Below are 12,509 nucleotides of genomic sequence, written 5' to 3' on the forward strand. Positions count from 1 at the left end.
AACGGTGTGCCGATGCTGAGCCATCAAACAACCATGTGCTAGATACTCTAGAGGCTGATGGGGCCAATGTGAAAGAGCTTCCAGTAACTCGTAGCCTTCACACGGATCTAAGCCGCAACAACGTCACGACGCTTCCGGGCCGAGGCTGCGAGCTGCTCCAGCACGGAGGCCGTAACGTCCCACTCCATGCATGCATCCGTGACGCTCCGGCCGTAAACGAGCTCCTGCTCCCCCGCAAGCTGCTTGGCGACATCGAGGTTCTGCGCCCCTCCAACGAGGAAGCTCTCCAGCATGACACCGGCGATCGGCGAAGTCTCGCCCGCTTCGAGCTGCGCACCGATTTCCAGGGCAACTTCTGCCTGCCGATGATGGCTCTTGCCGCTGTTCGCGTGACTGGCGTCCACGATCAAGCGCGGGTTCAGCCCCTTGGAGGCGAGCTTGAAGGAAGCCGCTGCAACATCGTCAACAGAGTAGTTGGGTCCCTTGCGTCCGCCGCGCAGGATCAGGTGGGTGTCCGGATTGCCGGACGTCGCCACGAGTGCCGCGCGACCGTCGTCGTCGATTCCCAGGAAGGCTTGCTCAGCGGCAGAGGCGCCGCAAGCGTCGATGGCCACCTGGAGATCGCCGTCGGTTCCATTCTTGAAGCCGATGGGCATGGACAGCCCGGACGCGAGCTGGCGGTGGATCTGGCTCTCGGTGGTGCGGGCACCGATTGCGCCCCAGGACACGAGGTCGGCCATGTATTGCGGGCTGATGGGTTCCAGGAATTCGGTGGCTGTGGGGAGGCCCAGTGCGGTGACCTGCTTCAGGAAGCCGCGGGCTGCACGGAGCCCGGCGGCGATGTCGTGGCTGCCGTCAAGGTGGGGATCATTGATGAGGCCCTTCCAACCAACGGTGGTGCGCGGCTTCTCGAAGTACGTCCGCATGACGACCAGCAGGTCTTCCTTGTGCTTCTCGGCCTGGCTGACCAACAGGCGGGCGTATTCAAGTCCGGCCTTGGGATCGTGGATAGAGCACGGGCCCACGATCACCAACAGGCGGTCATCCACGCCGTCCATGATGGCGCGGACCTGGTCACGGCCGCGGTCGACGACGGCGGCTGAGTGCGCATCCAGCGGCAACTCGGCGATGAGGTCCTGCGGGGCCGGAAGCGGCTCGAAACGGGCGACCCGCAAGTTGGAGGTCGCGGGCTGTCCCGCCTCAGATGCGGAGTCACGCGAATCGATGGGTTCTGCGGCGATGCTGGTCATTTCTGGGTCCTGTTCCGGGATACGGAGCGGGCCCCTTTTCAGAACCCGCCGGATATGGCGAAGGGCAGAGAATGATCTCTGCCCTGTTGGCTCTGAAGGAAAGTTGGATGCGTGTCAGTTAGACGCGGGCCCCTCCAGAGCCAACGAAAAATACGCATACCAACGGTTAGTCATAGCCACACCATAACCGCGGTTCTTCACCGCGGGCAAATTGCGTCCATCAAGATGACAACAGTTTGCGCAGGAACTGCAGTTGCCTGATCCAGTGGTGCTCCTGCCCGCCTTCATGGTTGTTGAACCGGTACACCTCGATGTCCTTGTCCGGCGACCCGCCCGAAACCCCGTAGTTGTTGAAGCTCGCGAACACCGTTGACGGTGGGCAGATATCGTCCATTTGCGCGGCGGAGAACAGCGCAGGCACTGTGGCCGCACGGCCCAGGTGGACGCCGTCAAAGTAATTCAGGACTGCCAACATGGGTTCGTACTTTTCGCGGTGCCGGCCCAGGAATCCGGCAATCTCCGGGTACGGGCCACGGGGTGTGATGTCAATCGCGCGGGGGAAGTCCTGCAGGAACGGGACATCGGGCAGCGCGGCGATAGCGCCGTCGAGCCTTCCGGCAATCAGCCCGGCCACGGCAACCGTGATGCCACCCCCCTGGCTGACACCGGCCAGCACCACTTTTGAGGGGTCGACGGCGGGATGGTTCCGCGCTGCTTCCACCGCACGGAAGGCGTCCACGTAGACCCTCCGGAAGTAGTAGTTGTCCTGGTGGTCGGCGCCTCGGGTCATGAGACCGGCGTAGTTGACTCCACCGGCTGACGGGTGTGGATCCGGGGTGTCTCCGGAAACCCCGCCATAACCCTGCCCTCGGGTGTCCATGATGAAGTGGGCGTAGCCGGCCTGTGCCCAACGGGTGTTTTGGTTCACCAGTCCCCGGCCTCCCGAGTAGCCGATGTACTCCACCACCACGGGAAGTTGCTCCCCGGACCCGAACTTCGCAGGCAGATGCAGCCAGCCTTTGATGCGGTCTCCCCCAAAGCCTGAAAAGGTGACATCGAAGGTGTCGATCACGCTGAGATAGTTGTCCACTGGCTCAAACACAGCATCAAGCGGAAGCCCACGGGCCTCAGCGATGGTGCGATCCCAGAAAGCCTCGAAGTCGGCCGGTGGCACTGCTGCGGAGGTGTACTGGCGGAGTTGATCAAGGGGAAGGTCAAAGAGGGGCATGGTCCATTCCGGTTCAGGTGGGTCTGACTGGGCTGATTCAGGCTACGGGGCGGGCTATTGCGTCCACTAGAAGACATCCTACGTCATCCGTGAAGGTTAGGAACCAACTATTCTTGAAACGTTACATTTCAAGCCCGGTGCCGCTAAACTAAACACAACAACTCATGGGAAAGCGCTTGCTGAGGTGTAGCCTAATCCCGCCCGAATACTTTTGTGAAGACCCAGACGACGGCGTCCTGCGCCATCGTTGCCGCGCCAGCCGAGGAGAACCATGGACACCGCATCCACCGAGTCCGTCAGTAGTCCCACGCCTGTCAAAACTGCCCCGGCAACCAAGACTGCTGCGTCCGGAACCACGCCGGCAAGGATCGCGCTGGTGGGGGTCCACGGCTTCGGCACACACCACCTCCGGAACCTCGAACGGCTCAGGAACCAAGGCAAAGTAGACCTTGTTGCCGTGGCAGACCCGAATCCCCCGGCGCCCGGAGACTTGCCTGAGACCACGGCTGTCCACACGAACCTGGACGAACTGCTCGCAGCCAACCACCACCCTGATGTCGTCATCGTGGCAACCCCCATCCAGACCCATGCCCCCTTGGCGCTGTCGGTACTTGCTTCGGAGGCCAATCTTTACCTCGAAAAGCCTCCCGTTGCCTCGATGAGCGACTTCCTCTGCCTCAGGAAAGCAGCCGATGAAGCTGGTCGCAGCGTCCAGATCGGTTTCCAAAGCCTCGGCTCCCACGCCCTCCCCGCCTTGGAGAAGCTGGCCAGCGGGGAAGCTGCGGAAGAACTGCCAAGCATCGGCAAGCTGAAGGGGATCTCCGCTACGGGACGTTGGGTCCGGGATCGCGCCTATTACAAGCGTTCCCGCTGGGCAGGCAAACGCAGCCTCGACGGCGTGGATGTGGTGGACGGCGTCGCAACCAACCCGCTGGCCCACGCCATCGCCACGGCGCTCCGCATCGTCGGAGCACGGACGTCGGAGGACCTCACGTCAGTGGAAACCGATCTCTACCGCGCTAACGATATCGAAGCGGATGACACGTCAGTGATCCGCATGCGCACCATCAACGGTCTGCCCATCACGTGCGCCCTCACCCTCTGCGCGGCCGAATCCGTGGAACCGTACGTCACGCTGCACGGCACTGAAGGGACGGCAGTGTTCCACTACACCGAGGACCGTGTGACAGTCCGGACCGGGGCAGGGGAAACCTCTCATACCTTCGGGCGGTATGACCTCACTGAGAACCTCCTCCACCATCTTTCCGTGGGCACGCCATTGCTAAGCCCCCTGGATCACAGCGGCGCGTTCATGCGTGCCCTGGAAGCCATCCGAACAGCAGAGGCACCCGCGTTGATTCCCGCGGAATGCGTGGAATGGGTGGGAACAGGCGAACAGGCACATGCCGTGATCCCAAACATCGAGGACATCCTGGAACGCGCAACGCGAGCCCACGCCACCTTCTCAGAGCTGGGGATTCCTTGGGGACGGCCCATGGCCGAAGGCACGGAGCCACTGTTCTCCCCCACCGCAGGTGGCCCCACCACAGGCAGCCCCACCACAGTCCTCCGCACCGGCGGCCACCTCGAGCCCGACCTCTCTCCCCGGCCCTACTTGCACCCGGTGTCCACGCCAGCCGGCGTTGTTGTCACAGACCACCTGCCCTCGGATCACGTGTGGCATCTGGGGGCAGGGTTCGCACTGCAGGATGTCAGCGGCAGCAACTTCTGGGGCGGCCGCAGCTACCGGCGGACCGCGGGCACGTACGTTGACCTGACGGACCACGGCAGGATCGAGACCGCGAACATCTCGCGGGACAAGGACCACACCACCCTCGAACTCAACTGGCTGGCAGCTGATGGCAGCCTCGTCCTGACGGAACGACGCTCCCTAAGCCGCACTTTGCTGGACGAGCGCACGTGGCGACTCGAGATCCAGACCCGGCTCACCGCCGTCGTGGACGTTTCGCTGGGCAGTCCCGGATCCCACGGTGCGGCCGGCAGCGGCTATGGCGGATTCTTCTGGCGCCTGCCTGTCAACCGCTCCCCGCGCGTCTTCTCCTCCACAGCCGAGGGCGAGCCCTCCGTGCACGGTTCCGTAGCGCCATGGCTGGCCTGGACGGGAGAGTTCGACGGCGGCCCTGCCACGTTGGTGTTTGGCGCACCTTCCGAGTCGGCGGACCCATGGTTCGTGCGGTGCAGCGAGTACCCCGCGGTCGGTTCTGCCTTGGCCTGGGATACGTCGGTGGAACTGGCGGCTGGGGACTCCCTCAGCCGGACCAACACTGTGTGGATCAGCGACGACATCCTTGATGCAACGGAGATCGAGGCCCTGGTGGGCAGCGCCGGGATGTAGGTTCCCGCCTTTGTCAGCCCTCCTCACAGTTCAACTGCGGGAAAGGCGGACAAGGGCGGGATTCGTGGCGGGCTGGAAGCAGCGGGCTGGTAGGAATATCTAGGCGCGGCGGCGGACTGAACAGCGCCAAAGCAGGAAGCCAATCACTGCCGCCGACACCATACCCAACGCTCCCGTGACCACAAGGCCCGCCCGGACACCGAAGTCCTCGGTGAGCCACCCCGCCAGCAAGCCACCCAAGGCATGACCGCCCAGCAGCAACGGGAAGTACAGGGCAAGGACCCTGCCGCGCACGCTGGCGCCCGCCTCGAGCTGTACCGCGGTGGCTGCACTCGTGAGGAACACCAGGGTCATGAACCCCACAACAATGAGCATCACCACGAACCACTCCTGCGTAGGCATCAACGCAGCGAGCGCTTGGGTCAGGCCGAAGAGCCCGGCGCTGGCCACTATCCCCTTGCGTCCAAACCGTTTGATCCGTGTTGCTACCAACGCTCCCGCTAGAGCTCCCAAGGCGCTGACGGTGTTGAAGAGGCCAAAGCCTGCCGGGCCGCTATGCCATATTCCGTCCGCGAAGGCCGCGAGGACAACGGGCCCGTTCATGCCGAAGGCACCTAATAAGCCAGCCAGCAGCATGGTCAATAACAAGGGTGGGCGCGCCCGGACAAAGCGGAAGCCTGCCAGTATCTGCCCTTTCCGGGCCGTGGGATCGGGAGCTTCAGTAGAGTGATGCAGCTCCCCTGGCCTGATGGAGGCGATCATCACCAGGACAGATACACCAATCAAGGCGTTGGCAGCGAAAGCCGCCGCCGGGCCCGCTTGGGCAATGACTACTCCAGCCAGTGCAGGGCCGGCCATGGCTCCCAACTGGCCGATTGCGCTGTTCAGGCCGATGGCGGCGGGCAGCCCGGCGTCGCCCACTACTTCGTTGACGAACACTTGCCGCGCCGGTCCGTCGATCGCGCTGGTGACGCCCAGGGCAATGCACGACGCGTACACCACCCAGACATCGGTGCCTCCCATCGCGTTCCACACGGCCAGGCCGGCGGCCAGCAGGGCGGCGACGGACTGGCAAACCAGGAGGATCCGGCGCTTGGGAAAGAGGTCCACCAACACGCCGCTAAGGGGACCCACCACCAGCATGGGCAGGAACTGAAGTGCAACGGCGAGGCCCACTGCGGCGGGGCTGCCCGTTAGCTGGAGCACCAGCCAGTCCTGGGCCAGCCGTTGCATCCACACACCACCGCTTCCCACAAGGGAGAGGGTCACAAAGATCCGGTAGTTGTGGTGCCTCAGTGGGTAGTGCCAGCTTTCCGTGGAGCGGGCACGCGGTGTAGTGGATTTGGGGCGCAGTGGGAACGGGCGCGGCGACACGGAGGGTTTTGCTCGATTCAGCGGGTTGGGGGCGGATTCACCGGAGTTTTTGTACAGCTGATGCCCTTAAGGAGGGTCCTTAGGGGCATTAGCTGTACAAAAACTCAGCGGTGGGAACGGATTTTGATGGCAGCCGCGGCCAGGACCAAGGTCCCGGGAACGATCACGAACAAGGCCTGCAGCATCCAAACGAAGACAACCGCCATGAAGACCGCGGCCAGCAACAGAAGCGAACCGGTCCAGTCCCGCAGCGCATCAGCTTTGGCCTGCTGGTAGGCAAGGGCCCAGCGCTGCGGACCGGGAACCTCGGCGGGCTGCTGGTCAGCGTCACCGCTCCAGTTCACCCCGCCGCTCCAGTTGGCGGCGATCCGCAGGAAGAGCACCGCCCCTCCTGCGGCCAGAATCAAAGTGGCGGGCAGGATCACTGAACGACCGGGCAGTTGCCCCACCAGGGCGAGCAACAGGTTAAGGACAATCACGACGGCGGCTACCGCCGTCGTGATTCCCGTCTTCCAGCTGCCGGGAAGCGCACGGCGGAAATTGGCCCAGAGACTGCGGAGGGAATCGTCCCTTCCACTGAGGTGCCTTTCCAGGTGCGCGACGCCGGCCGCATAGGCCGCCGGCGCCGTCACCAACGGAACAGAGAGGAGGAGCACGATGACTCCCGCCAGAATGGTCTCGGCGAAGAGGGCAAAGCGGTTGACCGGAATCCCGGGATTCCCCGAAGACTTGCCTGTGGCGTTCATTGTGCTCATTCTCTGTTGTCCTTTAGCCCTTGAGGCCCTGCGTCGAAACGCCTTCGACGATGTAGCGCTGGAAGACCAGGAAAAAGACCAGAACGGGCAGGAGCGCCAGGACGGACATGGCGATCATGGCGCCGTAGTCCGAGCTCTGGGTCTGGTCGACGAAGAGTCGCAACGCAAGGGGCAGCGGATATTTTTCGGGGGTGTTGAGGTAGAGCAAAGGGCCCAGGAAGTCGTTCCAGCTCCAGATGAAGGAAAAAATGGAGGTGGAAATCAGGGCCGGCTTCATGAGCGGGAGCATGATGGATCCGAAGATCCTCACGTGCCCTGCGCCGTCGATCCGGGCTGCTTCGTCAAGTTCGGCCGGAAGGCCGCGCATGAACTGGACCATCAGGAACACGAAGAACGCGTCGGCGGCCAGGAACTTGCCGATCAGCAGCGGCACGTAGGTGTCCACCAGGCCAAGCTGCTGGAACACGATGTACTGCGGGATGATCACCACGTGGAAGGGCAGGAGCAAGGTGGCGATCATCATGCCGAAGAACAGTCCACGGCCCGGGAAGTTGATTCGGGCAAAAGCGTAAGCGGAGATGGAGGCAGAGAGGACGGTTCCCACCACGGCGCCGACGGCCAGGATCAGCGAGTTGGTAAAGAACGTCAGCGTGGAGACGCCGCCGATTCCTTCCATGGCCGTGACGAAGTTATCAAAGCTGAAGTTGTTCGACCACAACGCGTTGTTGGCGCCACCGATCTCCGAGTTCGGTTTGAAGGACGCAGAGATCATCCAGATGGCCGGGTAGAGGACCATCGCCACGAGCCCCAGCGCAACGATGTGGAAGATGGTGCTCTTGATGCGCTTGGCCGTGGTGGACTCGGACTTCGGGTTGTACACCGGTGCCGGCGCCGTGGACGTGGACTGGGTGGGGGTTGCCATGGTTGTCATTTCGAATCACCGCTGTAGTGGACCCAGGACTTGGAGGTCTTGAAGAAGATCAGCGTGATGACGCCGACCACGATCACCAGGAGCCAGGCCATTGCCGAGGCGTAGCCCATCCGGAAGTCGCTGAAACCGCGCAAGTACAGGTAGAGGGTGTAGAAGAGGGTGGAACCTGCCGGGCCGCCCTCACCGTTGGAGATGATGTAGGCCGAAGCGAAGATCTGGAAGGCATGGATGGTTTCCATCAGGAGGTTGAAGAAGATCACCGGGGAAAGCATGGGCCAGGTGATGTTTCTGAACTTCCGGACCGGACCGGCACCGTCCATCGAGGCTGCTTCATAGAGGTCTGCCGGGATCTGCTTGAGGCCGGCCAGGAAGATCACCATGGGGGCACCGAACTGCCAAACGGTCAGGAGGATCATCATGGGCATGGTCATGGACGGGTTACCCACCCAGCCGCCAAGGTTGATCCCGAAGAAAGACAAACCCTGGTCCACCGGACCGGAATCGCCGAACATGGCTTTCCACACGATCGCGATGGAGACGGACGCACCGATCAGTGACGGTGCATAGAACGCGGACCGGTAGAAGCCCTGGCCCTTGCGCTTGCTGTTGAGCAGCATTGCAATCGCCAAAGCTGCGGCCAGTTTCAGTGGAGTACCGAAGATGACGTAGTTCAGGGTCACGCCCACCGACTGCAGGAAACGCTCGTCCTGGAAGAGGGTGATGTAGTTGTCCAGGCCGATCCACTTCGGAGCTTCGAAGAGGTTGTAGTTGGTGAAGGAGAGGTACAGCGAGGAGATCATCGGGCCTACTGTCAGCGCGATGAATCCCAGCAGCCAAGGCAGCAGGAAAGTGTAGCCGGCGCGGGCATCCGCTCCCCGCCGCCGCGACTTGCGCGGCTGCGGGGAAGCGGACGACGACGAGCGCCTGCTCAGGGTTGGGCTTTGAGTCACGAGATCAGTCCGTCAGTCGGGAAAGCCTGGATCAGACGCATAGCTCTGGTCAGGCGTTCTGCTTGATGAGGTCTTCGGCTTCCTTGAACCAGGCATCGGCTGCGCCGTCCAGGGTCAGCTTGCCGTAGTTCAGTTCGGAACTAACGCGCTTGAAGGAGGCTTCAAGCGTGCCGAAACCGACGATGGGGGGCTCGGGGGCGTCCTTGAGGTACTTCTCGATGGACTTCTCGTAATCCACCACCAGCTTGTCGGTACCTTCGAAGGTGGTGCCGTCGCGTTGGGTCTTCGACGCCGGGACACCGCGGGAGGTCTTGAAGATCTGGCCGACTTCGGGATCGTTGACCATGAAGTCGATGAAGCGGGCAGCAGCGTCCTTGTACTTGGTTTTGGCGCTGGCCACCATGAGCATGGAGGGCTTGAGGAAGAGGCCCAGGTTGTCCGGGTCGTCGGAGGGAACCGGCACCAGTTTGAGTTCCTTGGCTCCACTGTCGCCCAGGTAGCCTGCCATGAAGTTGTCCCAGGTGACTTCACTGGCAGTGACGTTGGATCCCATGGCGGACTTGGGCGCGAGCTGGGTGACCCGCTCTTCGGGAACGAGTGCGGGGGTGCCGCGAAGCTCTGCGGTGGTGTTCCACCATTTCTTGAGGTCGTCTTTGGTGAAGCCCAGCTTGCCGTCCTCGGTGAAGGCCTGGATGTTGTTCTGGCGCAACCAGATGTTGAACATCCACCACACGCCCGTGTAGTCGGTGCCGCCGTAGAACGCTCCGTTGCCCTTTTGCCCGACTTCCAACATGAAGGCGTTGAACTCTTTGTAGGTCCACTGGCCATCCGGCTCCGCAACGCCCAGGCTCTGGAGCTTGGCGGGATCGTAGTACACCGCGAAAGCGTTGGTGCTGGTGGGAATGCCATAGGTCTTGCCGCGAATCTGCCCCGAAGGAAGAAGGGACTTATCGAAGGCATCCGTGTTGATCTTCACGGTGCTCAGGTCAAGAAGCTGGTTCCGCTGCCCATAGTCACGCAGGTAAGACAGGTCCCACTGCATAACGTCCGGCAAGCCGCCACCGGCAGCTTCGGTGGCGCGCTTCTGCCAGTATCCGGCGAAGTCGGTAAAGTTGCCGTTCACCTTGATATCCGGGTTCTTGGACTCGAACAAGGCAATGGCCTTGCGGGTACGCTCCGCGCGGTCGTCATTGCCCCACCAGGTGTAGTTGATGGTGACGGGGTTCTCCGCGGAACCTGCCTGTCCGGCGGTCGAGGATTGGCCACAAGCGGAGAGGAACGCGGCAGATGCAGTGCCGAGAGCCACCGTGGTGAGGAATTTCCTTCTATCGATCATGAGAGCCTCCTTGCTCAGTTGGTGCAAGCTTCCAAGTTCTCTACAACGTGGCAGTGATCTCGCTTACACTCGTTCTGAATCGATACAATATCCCTAATCCGCAATCTGGGCAAGCGTTTTCCAAAGAAGCTGTTTCACGCCAATTTCACCGATACGCTGCACTTAGACCTTCAGTACCACCAGTACCAGCACGGCCAACCCGACGAAGGAGTCCCCTTGACCTCCCCCGAGATCCAACGCAGTCCATCCATCTGGAACAACATCAACGGCCTCGCTTACGGCGGCGACTACAACCCGGAGCAGTGGCCGGAAGACATCCGGCTCGAGGACATCGAGCTCATGAAGGAAGCTGGAGTGAACTTCCTGAGCGTCGCAATTTTCTCGTGGGGCCTCCTGGAACCCACTGAAGGAAACTACGATTTCGGCTGGTTGGACGATGTCATGGACAACCTTCACGGAGCCGGAATCAAAGTAGCCCTGGCAACAGCCACGGCTTCTCCCCCGGCGTGGCTGGCCCGCAAATACCCTGAGATCCTGCCCGTCACCGCGGAAGGAGTCAGGCTGGAGCGGGGCTCGCGACGCCACTACACGCCGTCGTCGGCTGTCTACCGCAGGTACGCCACCGCCATGACCCGTGCGCTCGCCGAACGATACAAAAACCACCCCGCCCTGGCGCTCTGGCATGTGGACAACGAACTGGGCTGCCACGTTGGAGAGTTCCACGGCGAAGAAGACGCGGCCGCCTTCCGCTCCTGGCTGGAACGCCGGTACGGCTCAATCGGGGCCCTCAACGACGCGTGGGGAACGGCCTTTTGGTCCCAGCACTACGCTTCCTTTGACGAAATCATCCCACCGGGCGCCGCACCCACCACGCTCAATCCCGGGCAGCAATTGGACTTCGCGCGCTTCAACTCCTGGTCCTTCATGGACTACTACCGCGAGCTGCTGGCCGTGATCCGCGAGGTCACTCCCAACGTCCCGGCGACCACCAACTTCATGGTCTCCAGTGCCACCAAGGCCCTGGACTACTTCGATTGGTCCAAGGACATGGACGTGATCGCCAACGATCACTACCTCGTGGCCGCGGACCCGGAGAGGGAAATCGAACTCGCTTTCAGCGCAGACCTCACCCGCGGCGTGGCGGGCGGTGAGCCGTGGATCCTGATGGAACACTCCACATCGGCGGTGAACTGGCAGCCGCACAACCAACCCAAGATGCCCGGCGAAATGCTCCGCAACTCCCTAACCCACGTAGCCCGTGGCGCCGATGCGGTCATGTTTTTCCAGTGGCGGCAGAGCAAGGCCGGCTCGGAGAAGTTCCACTCGGCCATGGTGCCCCACGGCGGGCGCGATACCCAGGTGTGGCGGAACGTAGTGGACCTGGGCGACGCGTTATCCAAGCTGGAACCCGTCAAGGGATCCCGCGTGGAATCCCGCGTTGCCATGGTGTTCGATTACGAAGCGTGGTGGGCCTCCGAATTGGATTCACACCCGAACAATTCGTTGAAATACCTCGACACCATGCGAGCCTTCCACCGCTCCTTGTACCTGCGCGGGATCACTGCGGACTTTATACATCCGTCCGCGGAGCTGTCCGGCTATGACCTCATTTTGGTGTGCACCCTGTACTCCGTCACGGACGCCGCGGCTGCCTCGATTGCGGCCGCAGCTGAGGGTGGTGCCACAGTACTCATTAGCTACTTCAGCGGCATCGTCGACGAACGGGACCATGTCCGGCTGGGCGGCTACCCGGGCGCTTTCCGGGAACTGCTGAAAGTTCGGAGCGAGGAATTCCACCCGCTCTTCCCCGGCGCATCGGTCACCTTGAGCGACGGAACGGTATTTGAACCCGGAACCGAAGGATCAGTGTGGAGCGAACACGTCCACGCTGCCGAGGGTACGGAGGTTGTGGCAACGTTCACCAACTACCCGCTCGACGCCGTTCCCGCACTGACGCGGCGCACTGTCGGCACCGGTTCTGCTTGGTACCTGGCCACGCTTCCCGACGCTGATGGCATCGACTCACTCACCGCCCGACTCGTGGAGGAAGCAGGGGTGACGGCCGTGACCGAGGTGTCTTCCGGCGTCGAACTCGTCCGGCGGCGCGGTACTGACGGTCGCACCTTCCTGTTCGCCATCAACCACGGCCGGGAAGACGTCACGGTGAAGGCCGACGGCGGCGAACTGCTCAGCGGTGCGCGCTTCACCGGCGTTGTACCCGCCGGAGCCGTGGCCGTCATCGCGGAAGACTGACCCAACTGACTGGCAGTAGCGGCTCTTCCCAGCGCTGGGAGCGACCACTACTGCCACCCAGTGGGGGAACACAAAA

General features: G+C 62.4%; 9 protein-coding genes. 2 read left to right on the forward strand and 7 right to left on the reverse strand.

The features are described from left to right. Positions 1-107: 107 nt before the first annotated feature. Together ACLRGI_RS08135 and ACLRGI_RS08140 are read right to left on the reverse strand one after the other, a co-directional pair. A complete protein-coding gene (locus ACLRGI_RS08135) occupies positions 108-1,250 on the reverse strand; it encodes a 3-deoxy-7-phosphoheptulonate synthase (protein WP_419201167.1) in 1,143 nt (380 codons plus the stop codon). A 220-nt stretch (positions 1,251-1,470) separates the two neighbouring features. Further along, a complete protein-coding gene (locus ACLRGI_RS08140; protein WP_419201168.1) occupies positions 1,471-2,478 on the reverse strand; it encodes an acetylxylan esterase in 1,008 nt (335 codons plus the stop codon). 271 nt (positions 2,479-2,749) lie between these two features. Between ACLRGI_RS08140 and ACLRGI_RS08145 the strand changes: the two genes are divergently transcribed. Then, positions 2,750-4,834 (forward strand): DUF6807 family protein, encoded by a 2,085-nt coding sequence (locus ACLRGI_RS08145; RefSeq protein WP_419201169.1) that lies wholly within the window; start codon positions 2,750-2,752, stop codon positions 4,832-4,834. A 99-nt stretch (positions 4,835-4,933) separates the two neighbouring features. On the opposite strand, the gene ACLRGI_RS08150 is transcribed toward ACLRGI_RS08145, so the two are convergent. The 5 genes from ACLRGI_RS08150 to ACLRGI_RS08170 all read right to left on the reverse strand — a co-directional run bounded on the left by ACLRGI_RS08150 (position 4,934) and on the right by ACLRGI_RS08170 (position 10,180). Beyond that, on the reverse strand, positions 4,934-6,208 hold the full coding sequence (locus ACLRGI_RS08150; RefSeq protein ID WP_419201170.1) for an MFS transporter: 1,275 nt from the start codon (positions 6,206-6,208) through the stop codon (positions 4,934-4,936). A gap of 104 nt (positions 6,209-6,312) precedes the next feature. Continuing rightward, entirely contained in the window at positions 6,313-6,963 is a 651-nt protein-coding gene (locus tag ACLRGI_RS08155; protein WP_419201171.1) for a Poxvirus protein I5, read from the reverse strand. Between the two features lie 13 nt (positions 6,964-6,976). Then, the gene (locus tag ACLRGI_RS08160; protein ID WP_419201172.1) at positions 6,977-7,894 is read right to left on the reverse strand and encodes a carbohydrate ABC transporter permease; all 918 of its coding nucleotides are present in this window, start codon (positions 7,892-7,894) and stop codon (positions 6,977-6,979) included. Beyond that, entirely contained in the window at positions 7,891-8,844 is a 954-nt protein-coding gene (locus tag ACLRGI_RS08165) for a carbohydrate ABC transporter permease (RefSeq protein WP_419201173.1), read from the reverse strand. Before ACLRGI_RS08165 ends, ACLRGI_RS08160 begins: the two co-directional genes overlap by 4 nt. Before the next feature lie 49 nt (positions 8,845-8,893). Continuing rightward, a complete protein-coding gene (locus tag ACLRGI_RS08170; RefSeq protein ID WP_419201174.1) occupies positions 8,894-10,180 on the reverse strand; it encodes an ABC transporter substrate-binding protein in 1,287 nt (428 codons plus the stop codon). A 216-nt stretch (positions 10,181-10,396) separates the two neighbouring features. Here ACLRGI_RS08170 and ACLRGI_RS08175 point away from each other — a divergent pair, with 216 nt between their 5' ends. Beyond that, entirely contained in the window at positions 10,397-12,433 is a 2,037-nt protein-coding gene (locus tag ACLRGI_RS08175) for a beta-galactosidase (protein WP_419201175.1), read from the forward strand. Positions 12,434-12,509: the final 76 nt, after the last annotated feature.

This window comes from Paenarthrobacter sp. PPS72 (assembly GCF_048537125.1).
Lineage (GTDB): Bacteria > Actinomycetota > Actinomycetes > Actinomycetales > Micrococcaceae > Arthrobacter > Arthrobacter nitroguajacolicus_E.

Excerpts from the sequence above, each read along its gene's own strand:
- ACLRGI_RS08155 (WP_419201171.1), bottom strand. The coding sequence starts at position 6,963 with ATGAGCACAATGAACGCCACAGGCAAGTCTTCGGGGAATCCCGGGATT.
- ACLRGI_RS08135 (WP_419201167.1), bottom strand. The coding sequence starts at position 1,250 with ATGACCAGCATCGCCGCAGAACCCATCGATTCGCGTGACTCCGCATCT.
- ACLRGI_RS08145 (WP_419201169.1), top strand. The coding sequence starts at position 2,750 with ATGGACACCGCATCCACCGAGTCCGTCAGTAGTCCCACGCCTGTCAAA.
- ACLRGI_RS08170 (WP_419201174.1), bottom strand. The coding sequence starts at position 10,180 with ATGATCGATAGAAGGAAATTCCTCACCACGGTGGCTCTCGGCACTGCA.
- ACLRGI_RS08140 (WP_419201168.1), bottom strand. The coding sequence starts at position 2,478 with ATGCCCCTCTTTGACCTTCCCCTTGATCAACTCCGCCAGTACACCTCC.
- ACLRGI_RS08160 (WP_419201172.1), bottom strand. The coding sequence starts at position 7,894 with ATGACAACCATGGCAACCCCCACCCAGTCCACGTCCACGGCGCCGGCA.